The sequence below is a fragment of the Pseudomonas mediterranea CFBP 5447 genome (assembly GCF_000774145.1).
GTDB lineage: Bacteria > Pseudomonadota > Gammaproteobacteria > Pseudomonadales > Pseudomonadaceae > Aquipseudomonas > Aquipseudomonas mediterranea.
On record NZ_KN322958.1, the window covers coordinates 25,870 to 45,704 of the forward strand.

Below are 19,835 nucleotides of genomic sequence, written 5' to 3' on the forward strand. Positions count from 1 at the left end.
GGAGCTTGCTCCCGCTGGAGTGCGGAGCGCTCCCAGGATCTGTGGGGCTGCCGTGCGGCCCGGCGGGAGCAAGCTCCCTCGCCACATTGAGCGTGCATTCCATGAGAGGACATTTGTGAAAGCCAGATCCGACGAGTTGCAGATCTTCGTCTGCGTGATCGAGTGCGGGTCGATCTCCGCCGCCGCCGAGCAGGTCGGGCAGACGCCCTCGGCGGTCAGCCGCACGCTGTCCCGGCTGGAAGCCAAGCTCGACACCACGCTGATCAACCGCACCACCCGGCGCATGGATTTGACCGAGGAGGGGCGGTATTTCTTCGAACAGGCCAAAGGCATTCTCGACCAGCTGGAGGCGTTGGAGGAGCGCTTGTCCTCTCGCCAGCAAACGCCTTCGGGGCGGTTGCGGATCAATGCTGCGTCACCGTTCATGCTGCATGCCATCGTGCCGCACATCGACGAGTTCCGCAGGCTCTACCCGGACATCCAACTCGAGCTCAACAGTAACGACCTGATCATTGATCTGCTGGAGCAGAGCACGGACATCGCCATCCGCATCGGCGCGCTCACCGATTCGACGCTACATGCCCGCCCCCTGGGCTGCAGCCCGTTGCACATCCTGGCCAGCCCCGCCTATCTGAAACAGCACGGTACGCCTTCCACCGTCGCCGAACTGACTGGGCATGCATTGCTGGGGTTTGCCCAGAACGATGGCCTCAACCAATGGCCCTTGCGCCATCTTCACGGCGACCGCTGGCCCATCCAGGCGGCCATCAGCGCCTCCAGTGGCGAAACGGTGCGCCACCTGGCGCTGCAAGGGCAGGGCATCGCCTGTTTGTCGGATTTCATGACCCGTGACGACATCCGTGCCGGCCGATTGAAGGTGCTGCTGGCCGAAGCGAACAGCGGATATCGCCAGCCGATCAACGCCGTCTACTACCGCAACTCTCAACTGGCGCTGCGCATCCAGTGTTTTCTGGACTTCATCCAGGACAAGCTCGCCGAATACGCCTCGCGGGATTTGCAGGTTGATTCGTGACTTCAAGGCAAGAGTGATTTGGGCAATGTGGACTGTTTCGCCAAGGATCAGTCTTCGATACTCGTTCCATCACTGATCCTGCCAAGGAGTTATTCCATGAACGTATTCGTCACCGGCGCTGCCGGTTTCATCGGCGGTTCCATCGCCACCGGGCTGGTTCGGGCCGGGCATCAAGTCAATGGCCTGGTGCGCAGCGCCGAGCAAGCGAGCGAACTCACCGCCCTGGGTATCAACCCGCTGATCGGTACCCTGGAGGACAGCGCGCTGCTGACCACACAGGCCCGCGCCGCCGATGCGGTGATCAACGCCGCCAGCAGCGACCATCGTGGCGCGGTCGAAGCGCTGCTCGAGGGGCTCAGGGGCTCGAACAAGGTTCTGCTGCATACCAGCGGTTCGAGCATTGTCGGCGATGCTTCGGGTGGTCTTGCCAGTGCTGACATCTACCAGGAGAACAACCTGCCGGAGCCTACCGTCGACAAGGCTGCCCGCGTCGCGATCGATAACCTCGTCCTTGACGCAGCAAAGGATGGCGTGAACTCGGCGGTGATCTGCAACACCTTGATCTACGGCCACAGCCTGGGTGTCAAACGCGACAGCGTGCAACTGCCGCGCCTGCTCAAGCAGGCTCGTAAAAGCGGGGTGGTGCGGCATGTCGGGCCGGGGCGGAATATCTGGTCCAACGTGCACATCGAGGATGTAGTGGAGTTGTACCGGCTTGCCCTGACCCGCAACCGGCCCGGTACGTTCTACTTCGTCGAAAGCGGCGAGGCCTCGTTCCTCGACATGACCACGGCCATGGCCCGTGCACTGAACCTTGGCGAACCACAGGACTGGCCGCTGGCCGATGCCGAGGCCGAGTGGGGCTATGAAATGGCCAACTACGGCCTGGGCTCCAACAGCCGCGTGCGAGGCAGGCATGCCCGCGAACTGCTGGGTTGGACACCGACGCGGACGTCGGTGGTGGAGTGGATTCTCAACGAGATGGTGTAAGACGTAGCACTTCGCCCTGTGGGAGCGAGCTTGCTCGCGAAGGCGTCAGGCCAGGCAATCTTGAGTTGGCCGGTAGACCGCTATCGCGAGCAGGCTCGCTCCCACAGTTGCTCTGCGGTGACCAAACTATCCCGGTCCAGCACACTTCCCCTGTGGGAGCGAGCCTGCTCGCGAAGGCGCCGGGCCAGTCGATATTGAGTCCGCTGGTAGACCGCTATCGCGAGCAAGCTCGCTCCCACAGTTGCATCAGTCGTGATGCACGCCGGCGCGCTTGAGCATCTGCTTGCAGCGCTCCGAGAGGTGGAAGACCCGCAGGTGTTTGCCGGCCTTGCCGTAGCGTTCACGCAGGGTCTTCAGTGCGGCGATGGCCGAGTAGTCGACGAAGCGCAGGTGACGGCAGTCCAGGGTCACTTGGGTCGGATCATTCGCCGGGTCGAACTGGTTGAGAAACGGCGTGGTCGAGGCAAAGAACAGCGTGCCATGCAGGCGATAGAGTTTGCTCCCATCGGCCTCCAGATGGGTGTCGGCGTAGAGCTCCCGGGCCTGTTGCCAGGCGAAGTTGAGTGCCGCGACGATGATGCCGCACAGCACTGCCACGGCCAGGTCGGTGAACACGGTGATGACGGTCACCGCGATGATGACCAGCACATCATTCGCCGGTACCTTGTTGATCACCCGCAGCGAGGCCCAGGCGAAGGTCTGCTGCGACACCACGAACATCACGCCCACCAGCGCAGCGAGCGGGATGCGCTCGATCAGTGGCGACAGGAACAAGACGAACAGCAACACCATCACCCCGGCCACCGCACCGGACAAGCGACCGCGTCCGCCAGAGCTGAGGTTGATCACTGTCTGGCCGATCATCGCGCAACCGCCCATGCCGCCGAACAGGCCGGAGGCGATATTCGCCGCGCCGAGCGCCACGCACTCGCGGTCCGGATAACCGCGGCTTTCGGTGATTTCATCGGTCAGGTTCAGGGTCAGCAGGGTTTCCAGCAACCCAACCATTGCCATGATCACCGCATAGGGCAGCACGATCTGCAGGGTGTCCAGGTTCCAGGGAATATCCGGTAGGGCAAAGTCGGGTAAGCCACCGGCAATGTGCGCCATGTCGCCCAGGGTGCGGGTCGGCAGGCCGAGCAGGTAGACCGCCAGGCCGACCCCGAGAATCGCCACCAGGGCTGGGGGCACGCTACGGGTCAGGCGTGGCAGCAAGTAGACAATGGCCATGGTCAGCGCCACCAGGCCCGCCATCCAGTACAGCGGTGCGCCACTGAGCCAGGCTTCACCGTTCTTGAAATGCTCCAGCTGGGCCAGCGCAATGACAATCGCCAGGCCGTTGACGAAGCCGAGCATCACCGGGTGCGGCACCATGCGCACCAGCTTGCCCAGCCGCAACAGCCCGAAAGCCACCATGATCAACCCACCCAGCAACACGGTTGCCAGCAGGTACTGCACGCCGTGTTGCACCACCAGCGCGACGATCACCACCGCCATCGACCCCGCCGCGCCCGACACCATGCCAGGCCGGCCGCCAAACAGTGCGGTCAGGGTGCAGATGATGAAAGCGCCATACAGCCCCATCAGTGGGTTGAGGTGGGCCACCAGGGCGAAGGCGATGCATTCGGGGAGCAAGGCAAAAGAAGTGGTGAGGCCGGCGAGGACGTCGGCGCGAAGGCGTGCTGGTTTCATGGTTTACCTGACTGGGCGCCGGTTGAGGGGCCGGGGGACGTGGTGCAAAAAGCAGAAGGCGATAGTACGGAAATTTCCCTGTGGGAGCGAGCCTGCTCGCGATGGCGCCTGGTCAATCTGCATTGAGGTTGACTGACACATCGCTATCGCGAGCAGGCTCGCTCCCACAGGGGCCGGTGCCAAGCTATGAAAATTTGCTATGGGATTTTCATCGACGCTGGGTCGCAATGCCTGTCAGCGACACGTCTTGTTCGTACACGAAATTTATTTTCAAAGTATTTGAAGATCATGCCTCGAAATGATTTATGAGTTTCACAACTCATAGACGTGACCCTGTTCAAGGAGTACCGCATGGCACCTGCTTTCGGTTATTGGCTGTTGGTCTACGCGGCCATCGCCATCATTGCGCTGATCGTCCTGATCGCCCGCTACCGGCTCAATCCGTTCATCGTGATCACCTTGGTCTCCATCGGCCTTGCGCTGTTGGCAGGGATGCCGCCGTCGGGGGTGGTGGGGGCGTATGAGGCCGGTGTGGGCAAGACGCTGGGGCACATCGCGCTGGTGGTGGCCCTGGGTACGATGCTCGGCAAGATGATGGCCGAGTCCGGCGGTGCGGAGCGGATGGCGCAGACCCTGATCGAGCGCTTCGGCGAGCGCAACGCCCACTGGGCGATGGTGTGCATCGCCTTCCTGGTCGGCCTGCCATTGTTCTTCGAAGTCGGCTTTGTGCTGCTGGTGCCTATCGCGTTCACCGTCGCCCGGCGCGTGGGCGTGTCGATCCTGATGGTGGGGTTGCCGATGGTCGCCGGACTTTCGGTGGTCCACGCCCTGGTGCCGCCGCATCCGGCGGCGATGCTGGCGGTGCAGGCGTTCCAGGCCTCGGTGGGGCAGACCTTGCTATACGCGATCCTGATTGGCATCCCCACCGCCATCATCGCGGGCCCGCTGTATGCAAAATTCATCGTCCCGCGCATCCAACTACCGGCAGAGAACCCGTTGGAGCGACAGTTTCTCGACCGCGAACCCCGCGCCAGACTGCCGGGTTTCGGCATCACCCTGGGGACCATCCTGCTGCCGGTGATCCTGATGCTGATCGGTGGCTGGGCCAACCTGATCTCTACGCCGGGCAGCGGCTTCAACCAGTTCCTGCTGTTCATCGGCAACTCGGTGATTGCGCTGTTACTGGCCACCGTCCTCAGCTTCTGGACCCTCGGCCTGGCCCAGGGCTTCAACCGTGAGTCGATCCTCAAGTTCACCAACGAGTGCCTGGCACCCACTGCCAGCATTACGTTGCTGGTGGGGGCCGGGGGCGGTTTGAACCGGATCCTGGTGGACGCCGGGGTCACGCAACAGATCGTCGGACTGGCCCAGGAATTCCAATTGTCGCCACTGGTCATGGGCTGGCTGTTCGCCGCGTTGATGCGTGTCGCTACCGGCTCGGCCACGGTGGCGATGACGACCGCCTCGGGCATTGTCGCGCCTGTGGCGATCGGCCTGGGCTATCCCCATCCCGAGTTGCTGGTGCTGGCAACCGGGGCCGGGTCGGTTATCTTTTCCCACGTCAACGACGGCGGTTTCTGGCTGATCAAGGAATATTTCAACATGACTGTTGCCCAAACCTTCAAGACCTGGACCGTGCTGGAAACGCTGATCTCCCTGGTCGCCTTCGGCCTGACCCTTGGGCTCGCGCGTTTGCTCTGAGTGCCACGCAACCACACAGGAACCGTCATGGACATCCTCTACCAGATCCGCGCCCGTCAGGATTCCTTCAGCGCCGGCGAGGGAAGAATCGCCAGGCTGATGCTCGACGACGTAGGATTTGCCGCTTCCGCCAGCCTGGACGACCTGGCCCGGCGTGCGGACGTCAGCAGCGCCACGCTGTCGCGTTTCGCCCGGACCGTCGGTTGTCGCGACTTGCGGGATCTGCGCCTGCAACTGGCCCAGGCCAGCGGTGTCGGCAGCCGTTTTCTCGACCCCGCAGGCGCGCCCGAGCAATCGGCGTTTTATGGGCAGATTGTTGGCGATATCGAGTCCACCTTGCGTCAGCATCTGTCGGCATTCGAAGAGACACGATTCGCCGATGCCGTGCGGATGCTCGGCAAGGCACGCATGATCCATGCGTTCGGGCTCGGTGGCTGGTCGGCGTTGTGCAGTGAAGAGTTGCAGGTGCGGCTGGTACGTTTCGGCTATCCGATTGCCGTGTGCCGCGACCCGGTGATGATGCGCATCACCGCCACCTCGTTGAGCGAGGCGAATGTGGTCATCGCTTGCTCGCTCACCGGCATCACCCCGGAACTGCTCGGTGCCGTTGAACTGGCGCGAAGCTACGGCGCGGCGATCCTGGCAATCACCCGGGCCGATTCCCCGCTGGCCCGGCTGGCCGACGTCGTGCTGCCCCTGCAAGGCGCGGAGACCTCGTTCATCTACAAGCCCACGGCGGCACGCTACGGCATGCTGCTGGCTATCGATGTGCTTGCCACTGAGCTTGCGTTGGCCAACCCTGAAGATAATCAAGAGCGCCTGCGGCGAGTCAAGCTCGCCCTGGACGACTACCGCGGCGGCGACGATGACCTGCCGCTGGGAGACTGACATGCTGTACGACACCCTTATCCGCAATGCGCTGGTCATCGATGGCGGCGACACGCCCGGCTACACCGCCGATGTGGCGATTCGTGCCGGGCGCATCGAACGCATCGGCGACCTGGGTGCAGCCCGGGCGATGGCTGAGATCGACGCCGCTGGTCGCGTGCTGGCGCCGGGATTCATCGACGTGCACACCCACGACGACACCATGGTCATCCGCCAACCGCAAATGCTGCCCAAGCTCAGCCAGGGTGTGACCACGGTGATCGTCGGCAACTGCGGCATCAGTGCTTCACCGGTGCGCCTGCGGGGTGATCCGCCGGACCCGATGAACCTGCTCGGCAGCGCCCAGGCGTTCGTTTACCCACGCTTCAGCGATTATCGTGGCGCGGTGGAAGCAGCGGCTCCGGCAGTCAACGTCGCTGCGCTGGTGGGCCACACGGCGTTGCGCAGTAACCATATGGACGATTTGTTGCGCACGGCCAGCGTGGGAGAAATCGCCGCCATGCGTCAGCAATTGCGCGAAAGCCTGGAGGACGGTGCATTGGGTTTGTCCAGCGGCCTGGCCTATGCCAACGCGTTTTCAGCGTCTACCGATGAAGTCATGCAATTGACTGAAGAGTTGAAGGCCTATGACGCGGTCTACACCACTCACCTGCGCAGCGAATTCGAACCGGTGCTCGAGGCCATGGACGAGGCCTTCCAGATCGGACGCCATGCACAGAGCCCGGTGATTATTTCCCACCTCAAATGTGCCGGTGTCGGCAATTGGGGGCGTAGTCCGCAGGTGCTCGCAGCCCTGGAAAAAGCCGCCGGAGACCATCCGGTCGGCTGTGATTGCTACCCTTACGCGGCGAGCTCATCGACGCTGGATCTCAAGCAAGTGACCGATGCCCATCCCATCACCATCACGTGGTCGACGCCTCATCCAGCGATGGGCGGTCGCGACCTTGTCGACATTGCCCGCGAATGGGGTGTGTCATTGCTGGAAGCGGCGCGACGCTTGCAGCCCGCTGGCGCGGTGTACTACGGCATGGACGAAGCCGATGTCAGACGGATCCTCGCGCATCCGCTGTCGATGATCGGTTCCGACGGTTTGCCCGAAGACCCATTTCCCCATCCGCGCTTGTGGGGCGCTTTCCCACGGGTGTTGGGACATTTCAGTCGTGACGTCGGGCTTTTTCCGTTGCACACCGCCGTGCACAAAATGACGGGGCTTTCCGCGGCGCGCTTCGGCTTGAAAGAACGCGGTGAAATTCGTGAGGGGCATTGGGCGGATCTGGTGCTGTTCAATCCGCACACCATTCGCGATGTCGCAGATTTCATAGAGCCGCAACGGGCTGCCGACGGTATCGATGGAGTGTGGATCAACGGCGTTCTGAGCTACAGCGATGGGCAGGCGAACGGGCGCCGGGAAGGGCGGTTCCTGGCGAGAGCGGGACAGGCAGGTTCATGAATCAGGCGCAATGGCTCGCCAGGCCATTGCCTTCGTCGCCCACGGACCCACGCCATGCCCTGGGCAGCCAGGACATGGCGATGGTCGATCCGTTTGGAAGTCGGTCGGTGTTCATCGATGCGATCAGTACCTGAAGCGTTGCCGCGTAGCGGATGTTGCTGGATTGATTGACCCAGGGTTTGCCTCCCGCACGCTAGACAATCGCATATCGGCCCCGTGATTGGTTGTATTGGTTGAGTCTGAACAGCAGTTCCCGTCCGTGTTGTATGTTTGCCCGAGTGACGCGGATCTGCTGCTGTATTTCGGTACGGCGCACTGTTCGAGCGCTGGCGGTGCCCGTCGTATTGCTCATCCGGTCCAGGGTTCGATCCAGCAATCCCTTCGCGCCATGGGTATAAAACTCCTCCACCCCAAGCGTATCGAATGCTGCATCGATGGCCTTGGCGTCATGTTCCAGATGCTTATCGAGTTCAAGCAGTGCATTGTCCAAGCGCTGGATCTTTTGTCCCGGTATACCGTTGGAAGTCTTGGTTGCCTGGGTGGATGCTTCGAAGTTGGCGATCCATGCGCCGGGAATCCGAAGTACCTTGGTCAGGATGAAACTGGTCATCATCAATGACAGTTTCTTTTGTCCGGTCGTATTGCGCGGGTCCAGGTCCTTTATGGCTTTGCGGGACTTTGCATTCAGGTCGTAGAAGGCCGTCCTGCCCTCGTGCTCGATCTCCTCGGGGTCCAGTCGGCTGACTTGTGGATAAACCGAAGCGGGCAGGTGCCGTGTTGCATCTACTTTGCCGGCCAGGGTATCGATTCCCACCGCAATGCCGCTCATGGCTGCCCATGAGCCGACCAACCCGGCTGGCGCAGCCAGGGCGCCGGCACCCAGCGAGGCCAGGTTCTTGAAGGCGTTGTAGCCGTAGGCCTGGAAAACGCGCTTGGTGATGTCTTTCGTTCTCATGCTGTTGTACAGCTGGTAGTTCAAGGTGCTGACCCGGTTGTTTATCGCAGACAGGATATTAGGGTAAACCGCTATCTCCTGCTTGAGGTTGACGTCTTCTTTGTCGTGGCCATTCGGATCGGTGTAGCGCAATGGGTTGTTGCCCACCATGCAATACAGGTTCAGCCCGTCGATCGCCCCGGCCGGGTCGGGACTTATCCAGCGTTGCAGCCAGGGTGCGTAGTAACGCTGTCCGTAATAGTACAGGCCGCTGGCGTCGCGCTCCTTGCCGGAGTAGCGAAGGGTCCGGTAATCGGCTTCCACGGCTGAGCGGGAAGCCGCCCACGCGGTTCCACCGTATGGCAAATAGTTTTCCTGGCTGATCAGCCGGCCCTCGTCGTCGAGTTCCACGGTGCTGGACCCCAGGTGGTCGTCGAGGCTGTAGCGAAACGGGTTGGCCGCAATACCGGCCGGGCGTCCTTCGGTCCAGTGCAGATAGCGCACGCTGCAACGGCCGGCTTGCACGGTGATGACCTCCAGGCGCTCGTTGTGACGGCTATGCACTTCCAGGCCGGGCAGGTAGCGGACGTCCCGAGTGTGCGTCACCGTCGCGGCACGGGTGGTTTGTATCTTGCGTACCCTTAGCCCATTGCTGTCGTAGCAATAACGTTCGCTATCGTCGGGTCCGTCTTCACGGCGGACCCACGTTACCTTGGCGAGTTGATTGCGGGAATTCCACTCTAACTCCTGGCCCGGACCGAGCCCTTGCTGGTTGCCGTTGTCATCGAAAGCAACGGCCACGGCAGGAGCTGAGTCGCCAGTGTTCCAGGACAGGAGACGATTGCTCGTGGCGGACAGGTTGTAGCGCCGTGTGTAGTGGTTGCGGTCGCGGACATGGCGCAGTTCGATCAGGTTGCCGCCGGCGTCGTACTCGTAGTGCTCGGTAAACTTGAACAGTTGCCGGGCATCGAATGGCACTCGGCCGAATGCAGGAAGGCTGGGATTGCCGGTCTGCCCCGCTGCTTCACGGCCGGTCGCGGTGATCAATTGGTAGAGACTGTCGTAGTTGAACGTACTGATGGCGTCGACCCGCTGGTTGCTGCCGAATTGCACGGGTTGGGCCTTGTCCTCCATTTGCGTCAGGTTACCCACGGCGTCGTAGCGGTAGCGCAGGTCCTGCAAGGTGCTGCCGGACACTGAGGCAGTGAGCGAGATCAGTCGGCCATTGGCCGGGTCGTACACGGCACGGCTGATGACGCCATTGCCGGCCGTCTGGGATTCGACCTGGCCGGAGGCGTTGTAGACCAGATCACTCATGAGCGTCTTCTCAGGCCCGGTGCCTTTTATCTGCAGGCTCACGGACTTCAGTTGGCCGGCGATATCAAATGCGTAGCGCTGTTGGTGCCCGGTCGCATCCGACTGCTGGATGAGGGCGGCCAGTGCGTCGTAGCGCCAGTTCGTCGCGTAGCCATTTCCGGGCTCCAGCAGTCCATCACGGTCCCTCTCATCGGCTGGCCAATGAGAGGAAGCATCATCCACCAGGAAGCGCCTGACCTGGCCTAGCGGTTTGCCGCATAGCCCGTAGTCGCTGATGAACAGGCTGCCCGCGCCGTCGTCGTGGCGGGTCAGGGCACCACAGAGATTGTGTGCCGCTGCGGCTGGAGAACTGTCGCCGTAGCGCAGGCACTCGAGCCTGCGCTGTCCTTCCTGCGGCCCTTGTTCATGAATCTCGGTTGGCCTGAGCTGATCGTCATAGAGGGTGCGCCAGCGGTGCCCACGCTGGTCCCAGCAACGCAGGATCTGGCCGGCATCACCCGGCAGGTTCAGGCGCCAGCCAGCATCGACGCTGTCTACCCGCAGGGGCTTGCCGGAAAGGCTGTAGACGGTGGTCAGGTTGGCTTGCGGTGCATCGCTGGAAAAGCGCGGATCCCATTGTGCAACCAGGCGTCCGGCGACGTCGAAGGCCTGGCGGGTGATGCGCGCCTGGGCGAGTTCGTCTGTATGACGCCGGCAGTAGGCGACCTGTCGCACGGGCAGCCCTCGGTTGTCGACGGCATTGATCGTCGGTGTTTTTCGGTGCAGGCGCGGGTTCATGCCACATCTCCGGTGGTCGGGTCCTGTTCGGCCGTGATCTCTTCCAGGGTGTCGTTCTCGTCTTCGTCGAAGGTGTACCAGGGGTGGCGAGTATGTCGGCGCAGGAGGGCGACACCCCCACGGCTGGCAAGTCGCATGTGGGAGGGCCGGCCCAGCGGATCGTAGAACTGTTGGTCGCAATGACCGAACTGACGCAGGGACACGTCGTTGATATAGCGATGCCCGTCGGCGAAGTAGGGTCGGTAGAGGCGGATCGGCAAACCCAGGTTGTTGTATTCCACCCGCTCGCTGATGCGCCAGCGCCTCGCGGCGGTCTGTTCCAGTGGTCTTTCGCCACTGAGTGTCAACGCACCTTGGGTGTCGACGACGTAGGCCATGCCTGCCTCGACCTGTTGCTTGCTTTGCAGGGTGCGCTCGAAGCCGTCGAAGCAAGTCAGGCTGACGCGGATCTGTTGCTGCGGGTCGCCGGGATAACGGTCGGCCACCAGGACGGCGACATGCACCGGTTCACACACCGAGGCTGCTATTTCGTTTTTCAGCTTCAGGTCGTCGGCAACAGGAGCCGGTAGTTCCGCCAGTCGCGCCCGGGCTGATGCACAGATGTGCCCGCTGGGCAGCAGGTCACCGTTCAACACGCAGCGCGCCAGCCAGTCCGTGTCCGCCAACGCAGCGCTGGAGACCTGCCCCATCCAACTGAAGGGCGCGTAGTAGAGTGCGGTGGCCGCGTCCTGCAAGGCTTCTCTGCTGTGTTCGATCGCCCGCGTCGGGTCGCTGAAGCGCGGCCGTTGAAACTGCGCGAGCGGTTTGAAACCTGCGGCGCTGTTGTTCTCGCTGCCATAGAACGTGCTGGCCAACACTTGGCCAAAGGCATTGGCGAGACTTTCCTGGGTGTTGCCGTTGGGATCAGTCATACGCCACGGCAGAAGTGAGCGGTAGTCGTATTGCGTCCGGGTGACACAGCCGTCAGGCAGCTTGAGTGCCGTGATGAAGCAGTGATAGCGGTCGTAGCTGTACTCGGTCACGCCGTGGCTTTTGCTCGCCTGGAAGGTCTGGACCTTGTGGAAGCCCTCCAGTGGCGCGTAGGTCGCAAAGTTGCTTTTGATTGACCAGATATTTTTGTCTGGCGGGGTTCCGGGTAGAAACAGCTCCATGCGCTGGTAACCGCTTCTTTCCAGCAGCTTTCCTTTGGGGCGCTGGGCCTGCGGCAACAGATGGAAGGCGCGCAGAGCGATCTCGTCCAGCTCGGCGGTTTCCAGGTGATCGCTCAGCGCCTCGAAATGAGCGGTGCCGTCTGGCAGGGCCTCTGCGTTGGTGGCGTGTCGGTAGCGTTGGATAGACAGGCCGGTCAGGACACTCCCGGACATCCAGTTCGGTTCCCGTATGAGTTCGCTGAGCTTTTCATAGGTCATGTCCCGTGTGCTCATTCCATCGGCCGCGGGAGCCTTTGCCTTCCTCAAGGCATGGCTGCGTCGGCGATAAGGCAGACCGAGGCGCCAGGCCTGGGGAGCCGTCAGGTGGATGTATTCGGCGCGGGTCTCGGTCAGGTGATGAAACTGTTGCGCCGGATCATGCGCATCGCGCCACCATCGCTGCTGATCGGGGTCGCTGAACGGCGGAGGATCGCCGGCGGTTTTACGTCGGGCGTAATGGACGTCCAGGCTGTGGGTCAATCCGCCGTAAGCGTCGTACTGCAGGTTGATGGTGTGCTGGCATTGCGGGTCGTCGGTCTGGCCTTCGTACTGGTAACGGATGCTCTCCAGCAACAGCGGCAGCATTCGCGCGTGGCGCCGTTTGCCCTCGGGCGCATGGAGCAACCGTACCCCGTAGCGGTTCTCCTCCACCGAATACAACGTCGTGCGGTTCAGGTGCGCATCGATGCCGAAGACCTCGCTCCGCACCAGTCGGCCACCCAGGGCCCGGGACATCTCCACAACGGTTGCAGCGGTGGGCGAGTCCACGAGAGTGTCGCTGCCGGTGTCCGGCTGATGTTCGCAGAGCACTGTGCGGCCCAGCGCGACGGCCAACGGGTCTGCCTGGCTATACGAGGTCCGGGGCAGGTCCGGGGTTTGCCCGGTGTGGAACCAACTCATTTTCAGGCAGGGCGCAGTGAAGCCTTGCGAGTCTGTGCCGTCGCGAGGGGTTTCATGGTCGGTTTGCAGCAACAGGCCGAAGCCACGGAACTCCCGTTCCTGGCTGTCGTAGTAGCCCTGGCGATAAACATATTGGCGGAACAATCGATTGCCGGTTATTTCGTCCACCTGAGTGTGGTTCGAGACCAAGTGCAAAACGTGAGGCACATGACAAGTGAGGGGCAGGCCGGCTTCGATTCTTTCGGCTTTTTCATCCAGCCATTCCTGCGCCGAGCTGCGGTAGCGGATGCGGTTGGCTGCGCCAGTGTTGTTGTTCGTGCCCGTGAGCAGATAGGGTTTTGCGCTGACGAAATCGTAACGCCAGTGTTGAGGCCCACTGTGTGGAGTGCTCAGGATCAGGCTGGCGCAGCCGAGTCCTTGCAGGTCGGCGATGCTGACCTGACATAAGTGGTCGTAGCGCATGTCTCCGGGCCAGGGCAGGGCGATGGGCGGGCAAAAGCCGTTTCCGCCACGGTTCATGAAGATCAGTGCCTGGTGTGCTTGCAGATAGATCAGGTCGGTGGCGCCGGAGCCGTCGAGGTCCGCCAGACGGATCCGCGAGGCATCGAAACGGTCGTACGGCAGGTCCGGCGAACCCAGCACGATGCCTTGGCCGAAGCGTCCACGGCCCAGGTTTGGCCAGCATTTCACTTCGTTGTGGCGGATGCGCACCAAGTGCTGCTGACCGCTGCCCAGGACATCGCTGAACGCCACCAACTCGCAGGGGGACGCGCTGATGATCGGGAGGGCGTCGTCTTCGACGTCGCGGGCCACTTCACGGGCGGTGGCAAAACCGTTCTCCCGCCGGTTGGCGTACAGTCGCACGCTACGAGGGCCGATCAACGCCAGGTCGCAGAGGCTTGCCCCCATCAAGTCGGCCAGTTGCCCTTGCGGGTTGAAAAACTCGGGAGGGAATGCCTTCAACGTGGCGAAATCCGTCCAGTTCCGATCCGGTCCCAGGGAGAAGAAACCGCTCACCCCGGGTTGGGCGACGACCCAGTCCAGTCGACCATCGCCCGTAAGGTCCATGAGTGATTGCTGCACGGGTTTGGCCGGGTCAGTCATGGGCAGTCGCGGCAACGCTCGCCATTGGCCGTAGGTGATGTCATCGCTGTCAGTCTTGGCTCGCATGGGCTCGCGGTAGTACCAGCAGGCCTCGTCCCGATAGAGCAGGCCGGGGACGCCTTCACCGTACAGATCCACCCATTGATAAGCCGGGGCTTCGTCGAGCCCCGGCATGTTTTGCCACTGCTGCCAGGCAGAGGGATCCTGCGGGAGGGTGAACGCGCTGTAGCTGAACTCAACCGGCGGATGGTTATCAGCGGTTTGCGACTCGCCGAATCCCTGGTCATGGGCACTGGTCAACTGGTGATAACCCAGGGGCGTCTGGCGGTAGTCGAGCAGCAAGCGGCGCACCAGTACCGGATCCGGGCCCCATTCATCCGTAAAACGGTGAAACATCAGCACCTGGCGACATAGGCGTTCGGTGCGGAGTTCGAAGCCGTAGGCAAAGCTGGAAAATCCGTCGCCACGGGCCAGCCATTGCCCGCCTTCATAGCGCGGCATGTGTTCGTACCCGGTGCTTCGCTCGCCATAGTCGAACACCAGTTCGAAGTGCCATTGCACAGCCTCCAGCCGGCTGGGGTGCCATAGGTAAAGGTCTGCATCGGCCTGGACGTTGCCGTAGCTCACTCGACTCAGGTAACGCTGGGCGTTGGTATCGGTTTTGTAGTGGTAAAGGATGTGCTCGCCGTGGGCGTTCAGGCTTTCTTCCAGCAGCCATTCGCCGACACGGTCCGCATCCCGTGGATCGACTCGACGCGCCGGGAGAGTTTTTCCGAAGACATGCAGGCTGCCATCGGCGCCGTGTACGAGCCAGAAGCCGGCTTTGTCACCCACCGACGACCAATGTTCGATCCGGTCGAAGCGGCTTTCGATTCTCGGGAAGTGGCGGCTTACCGCGTAACGCTTGCCCAGCTCCAGATGGTTGTAGCGGTGGATGTGCGTCGCGCGGACGACTCCCTCGGCATCTCGTTCGGGCAACCATTCCACAGCCCCGGGGCCGATGATCTCGTCGTCCTCGGTGTAGGCCGGGACGCCATGGCGGGTGCTTCGCGCGACGCTGGGCAATGACAGTGCCCAGCCGATGCCGAACACACCGTTACCGGCCGAACTGGCGTAGCTCAGGGACAACGGCGGGGCAAAGCCTCGGCCCGGCGAAATCGGCAGGGCAATCTCGTAGGTCGCCCTGCCATGGACGCCGACAGCGCCCACACCCTTGCCGATGCTCTGGATGGCACCGCCGCCCTTGGGCAGTGATGGTGTGGATACCGGCAGAGCGTTCTGTTCACTCATGGGCACCTCCTCCTACCCGCGCCGTGTAGCTCACATGCACGATGACGTCGGTCAGCGACTCAAGCAGATTCTTTTGTTTTTCGGGGTTTGGAAACGTCAACTGCCATTTGGAAACTGCGCCGGTGTATTCAAAGGGCAGGTAGCGTTCATCGTTGAAATTCAAGGTGAACAGACCGTTGTCATCGACACCCGTCGAAAGGGCGATCTGTTGGTTGGCGCGTCGGCTCTCCATGATGTCTGCATGCTTGCCAGGGGACATGGACACGCTGCTTGCGGTTTGAGTCAGCGTGGCTCGGATGTTTTCATAAGGGCCGACAACCGCCGGCAGGGAGACGCTGATGGTCTTGATGCGTCGCAGGTAATGTTGCTGGTCCTTGTAGTCGTCTTCGAACAATTCCCGGGTCAATTCGAATTCGCACTGGCCTTTCTTCAAGGCCGCATGAACTTGCGCCCAATCCTGGTTGATAGGACTGTTCGGAGCCTGCTCCTTCAGTTGTCGCAACGACACCGTTTTGCGGATTTCCAGCTCTCGCGCGTGACGTCGCAGGTAGTGAGCCTGCATGTTCAACAGGCTCAGCTTCAACTGCTCGCCCGCGCCAAGCCCCCGATAGGTGGTATTCCAGGCCCCGGGTTGGACGAAGCGTGTGTTGAAATCCGCTAGCTCATATTGCCAGCACGCTTCAGCCGCCAGGCACAGCGCCGATGTTGCGTCGTAGGCTTGACGGTAGAATGTGGCGAACTGGCTGTTCAGCCATTGGTAGAGCTGCGTCTTGCTGAAGCGTTTGCTGAGGAAATCGTAGTTGGCCTTGGCTTGGCTCAGACTCGATTCAGACAGGCGCAGTTGCAAGCGCGTGGCGGTTTCCTGTTCGGCGGAAGAGGCCAGTTGGGCGTCAATCTGGGCCAGCTCGAGCCGCGCCTGATCGCTGGCCAGGGCCCAGTCCTCCCGGCGACGGGTGAATTGTGCCGTGCGGTCGAGGTTCTGGGCGGCGGTGCGATTTTGGATAGCGTTGCCTTGGGCGATGGCAGTGGCCGCGTGCAGCGCACCTTCCCAACGACTACCGCCGACGCTGAAACCAAAAATGTTCGGCGCCAGCATCAGTCCGCCCGCCACAACCTGTGATTTCGAGGCATCGAATTCCGAGGAGCCGCTGCTCAAATACAACTTACCGGCCTCGGTCTCGATTTCACTGAGGCCGTTCTCCAGCAGTTGTTGATAGTGGCGGAGCCGGCCCTGGACGATCGCCCGACTGGCCAGCAGCGCCTGGCGGTTATGCCGGTCGATATTCTGCGCCTGGCGTTGCAGGTCGACAGACAGTTTCGCCAGGTCCCAGGCCTGCTGTTGCTGGCGTTCCTGCAACTGGGCCTGTTCTTTGCGTTCGATCAGCGATAGCAGGACGGCGCCGAACTGGCTGAGACTTTCCGCCGCCGCCTGGGCCTGGTTGTGCATGGCGGTGAAGCGATAGTGCGGGATGTTGGCGCTCGGCAGGCTTGGGGCTGCGTTGTCCGTAATGTTCAGGCTGCTGGCGCCGATCAACGCGCGCGAGTCCAGAGGGGCGGCAAAGACCGGTAAATGCAGCGGCTTGCCGGTGATATCGAGGTTGTGCCGCAAGTTGTACAGGCGGCTTTCGGCCAGGTCCCAGCACTCGAGCAGTTGCGGATTGAACGGTAAATGCAGATGCGGACTGTCGATAGCCGGGAGGGTTGATCGCGAGCTGCCTTCGCGGATGAACAGTGCACGATTATCGGTCAGGCGGGTCACTGAGTATTCAAAGGTACGCAGACCGTCATCGGGGGTATCGGCCAACGTCTGCAGACTGACGGCCGTCCAGGGGGCGGCCAGTCGAACGACCGGACGCGGGCCCAGCAGGTCGAGCACCCGTACGTACCAGAGCTTTGCCTCGCTGAGGCCGTCAGGCGTCATTGTGCGGTACGCGGCGTCGCCTCGGTTGATCAGGATGTCCAGGTACAGGAAGTACAGCGCTTTGCAGAAGTGCACGGGATGACTGAGGGCAATCTGGTGCGGATCATGGGGCGCCCGATTGGCGTATGACGGCACGCTGTTATCGACCAGGGGCGCGCTCCTCCAGCATTCCTCCCTGCTGCGACCCGGATCGAAGGTGTAGCGCAGCCAGCGTTCGGCTTCCTCGTACTGATGCTCGACATTCAAGCGATGGGCGATCAGCCATGGCACATGGAGGAACAGTTCGGTGAAGTAACGGCCATAGGCACCATGAAAATCCATTACGTTGACCGAGTCGCCGGGTATCGGGGGTTCCGGCAGGTGTTGTGTGGCTCCGTCGAACAGTTCATCCAGGCTGTTCTCGCTGCGACGGATCAGTTCGGCGGCGAATACGGTGTTCAAGCGGATCGGTGGGCGCGGTTGGTTTTTGGCGTCGCTGTTCTTGATCGCGGAGTGGGCGAAGTCGATGTACTGGGTGGTTCCCAGGCCGGGTGTCGTGACGTGGGTAATGGTCGGAGGTTGCCGGCGCCTCTCAGGGCGTTTCAGCCTGAAAGCCTTGAGAACGGAATAGATCTTCGTTGCCGGTTCGACGGGATGGACGAATGCCACACCCAAAAAGAAGGTGGCGTCGTCGTTGCCGAGATCAGGACAAGGCCACGTGAACTCAAAGGACTCCGCCAGATGTTCCGAGGGGACGGACTCTGCCATGACGATCAGGTCTTCGTAGGTCAGCGGCTGGCTTCCTGACACGGGCGGTTGCCGGAAGACGACATATTGCTTGTCTAACGGTTCGTCACGGAAAACGGTGACCCCATTGACTTCAAGCGACTCGGAACCCTCAGCTTTCAGAGTTATTTTTTCTGTTCCCGAGTTATGAGAGCTGTCGTTGGTTTGCCGACCCACCTTGATCAGGTGTCTAACGGCTTCTGTGGAAATGAATTTCCCTTCAAGACTGGTATCCAGGGATAGCTTGATACCGGGCGAGTGTTCAATGTCTCGAAGCGCATCGGCCGTGTCTGTGAAGAAAACGTTGACGCTTTTGTCGAAATTGAACGGGGCTTTTTGGAAACGAAGGGATGACCCTCCATGAAGCTTCATGTAAGGGGTTTGCGGCAGGCTCTGGGCAGGAAATACCAAAAAGCTGTTCACGTGAGGAGATTTACTGGGGGCGTTAGATATTCTTAGCCGCATTGAATTGCGCGATATAAAACCATTGCCCCCGGCTCCCAGGCCGGTAAGGTTGATGGTTGCAGTCATGCGCAGTGTGAACGTGGGCCCGTTCTTGACGTCGGTGATGCGGATCCTATCGCGATAGGCGCCTTCGAAATCCGACATGGTAGGCGCCATGTCGCTGGGGAGGCCGGTTTCTATAAGCTCGACATCTGTGGAAGGTATTGATTGGATACGCTGTGCGGCAGCGTCCAGGAATGTTTTTCCGGGGGCACGGGTGTCTGAGCTACCCGGCGCAGGGGTGAGGTTCTTATCGATGCAAGTCGTCTTGATGAAAGCCAGGTGGTTGCCAGTCCTGATGGCCGAGTCTGTCTTGGGCTCATACACACACAAGGCGAGAAACAGTGCGTCGCGCTGATGCACGGCCACTGTGCTGATCAATGCCTTGATCGCTCCGACGTCCTTTCCGCCAAGCGTCTTGTTCTCGCAATAACCTTGCAACCCCACCCGCGGCGTGCTCCAACTGCCGTCCTGTTTCTTGAAGCAGTAGCTCAAGCGCAAGAGCGGGTGACTTTGGCCCGCTGGAGGGGTGCTGACATCCAAAGGGGCGTGGCTTGAGGCCGAGGGATCCTGATGGATGCATTCTGCCCAGGTCACGAACAGGCGATTGTTGAACCAGACCGGCCGCACCGAGTGTTCGGCCGCATGCTCAGGAATGGGCACATCGGCTTTTTCCCAGTCCGACCAGGCGTATGGATCCGGCTGGTCTCGTTTGGGCGCGGTGGCCGGTGGTTGTGGCGGCGTGCCATCGAACGGGCGCTGGGCCATGTCCAGCGAACGCCAGAAGTAGCTGTTTTCGGTGCGGGACTTGGCAATGAAATAGTAGGTGCTGTTGGCGAAATCCTCGCCATCGATGTAGCCGTTGAGGATATTCAGGTTGGCGACTTCTTCGAATCGCACCAGGTAGGCCATGATCGCCGATTGAACGGTGCCGGGTTGAATCTGGTTCTGACTGAGGGCATTTTCCAATTGCTCGAAATTGGCGCTTTTATTGGCTCTCAGGGCGGGGTCGAGATAAGTCGCAGGGAAGTAAAGCAGCTTCTGATGAGTGGCCCAGATAGGGTACTGATGCATTTCATCGCGCCATGTCTGCCTGAGCTCGGCGCTGATACTGGTCGGTTGGTAGCCGGGCTCCAGGTTCATCAGGATGCGGTTGATGTACTGCTGCAGGCTGGCAATGGCACACGCTACGGGGGTGGTGGGCACGTCCTGACTGACCAGCACATCAAGCAACCAGTATTCGTAGAGGTCCTCGGCGGTCCTGAGCTTCAGGTTCTGGATCATGGAGTCGTTGGGCGCGATCTTGTTCAGGTACAGCGCCAGCAACGCATCGCGCAGGCTTTCGTCCAGCTGCTTTTTAATCGCAACGGTCATATTCA

General features: G+C 61.4%; 10 protein-coding genes. 6 read left to right on the forward strand and 4 right to left on the reverse strand.

Features of this window, described 5'->3' with window-relative positions:
- The first annotated feature begins 115 nt into the window (after nt 1-115).
- Both N005_RS00500 and N005_RS00505 read left to right on the forward strand, forming a co-directional pair.
- A complete protein-coding gene (locus N005_RS00500; RefSeq protein WP_047698406.1) occupies nt 116-1,033 on the forward strand; it encodes a LysR family transcriptional regulator in 918 nt (305 codons plus the stop codon).
- A 96-nt stretch (nt 1,034-1,129) separates the two neighbouring features.
- Nucleotides 1,130-2,023 (forward strand): NAD-dependent epimerase/dehydratase family protein, encoded by an 894-nt coding sequence (locus tag N005_RS00505; RefSeq protein WP_047698409.1) that lies wholly within the window; start codon nt 1,130-1,132, stop codon nt 2,021-2,023.
- 246 nt (nt 2,024-2,269) lie between these two features.
- Here the strand turns inward: N005_RS00505 and N005_RS00510 are convergent, their stop codons facing one another.
- Nucleotides 2,270-3,715 carry a SulP family inorganic anion transporter gene (locus N005_RS00510; RefSeq protein ID WP_047698411.1) on the reverse strand — a complete coding sequence of 482 codons (1,446 nt, stop codon included), beginning with the start codon at nt 3,713-3,715 and terminating at the stop codon, nt 2,270-2,272.
- 351 nt (nt 3,716-4,066) lie between these two features.
- On the opposite strand from N005_RS00510, the gene N005_RS00515 reads away from it, so the two are divergent.
- The 4 genes from N005_RS00515 to N005_RS29300 are packed head-to-tail and all read left to right on the forward strand — an operon-like array spanning nt 4,067 to nt 7,888.
- Nucleotides 4,067-5,416: a GntT/GntP/DsdX family permease gene (locus tag N005_RS00515; RefSeq protein WP_047698413.1), complete on the forward strand. Its 1,350-nt coding sequence runs from the start codon at nt 4,067-4,069 to the stop codon at nt 5,414-5,416.
- 27 nt (nt 5,417-5,443) lie between these two features.
- Complete coding sequence (locus N005_RS00520) at nt 5,444-6,304, forward strand: MurR/RpiR family transcriptional regulator (protein ID WP_047698415.1); 861 nt, start codon at nt 5,444-5,446, stop codon at nt 6,302-6,304.
- Nucleotide 6,305: 1 nt separating this feature from the next.
- Nucleotides 6,306-7,754, forward strand: coding sequence for an N-acyl-D-amino-acid deacylase family protein (locus N005_RS00525; protein WP_047698417.1), 1,449 nt, complete (start codon nt 6,306-6,308; stop codon nt 7,752-7,754).
- Nucleotides 7,751-7,888, forward strand: coding sequence for a hypothetical protein (locus tag N005_RS29300; protein WP_154673549.1), 138 nt, complete (start codon nt 7,751-7,753; stop codon nt 7,886-7,888). Before N005_RS00525 ends, N005_RS29300 begins: the two co-directional genes overlap by 4 nt.
- 59 nt (nt 7,889-7,947) lie before the next feature.
- On the opposite strand, the gene N005_RS00530 is transcribed toward N005_RS29300, so the two are convergent.
- The 3 genes from N005_RS00530 to N005_RS00540 are packed head-to-tail and all read right to left on the reverse strand — an operon-like array spanning nt 7,948 to nt 19,830.
- Entirely contained in the window at nt 7,948-10,782 is a 2,835-nt protein-coding gene (locus tag N005_RS00530; RefSeq protein ID WP_081993194.1) for an RHS repeat domain-containing protein, read from the reverse strand.
- Nucleotides 10,779-15,266 carry a SpvB/TcaC N-terminal domain-containing protein gene (locus N005_RS00535; protein ID WP_047698419.1) on the reverse strand — a complete coding sequence of 1,496 codons (4,488 nt, stop codon included), beginning with the start codon at nt 15,264-15,266 and terminating at the stop codon, nt 10,779-10,781. Before N005_RS00535 ends, N005_RS00530 begins: the two co-directional genes overlap by 4 nt.
- Nucleotides 15,259-19,830, reverse strand: a complete 4,572-nt coding sequence (locus N005_RS00540) for a Tc toxin subunit A-related protein (protein ID WP_047698420.1) — start codon at nt 19,828-19,830, stop codon at nt 15,259-15,261. The genes N005_RS00535 and N005_RS00540 overlap by 8 nt, the downstream gene beginning before the upstream one ends.
- Nucleotides 19,831-19,835: the final 5 nt, after the last annotated feature.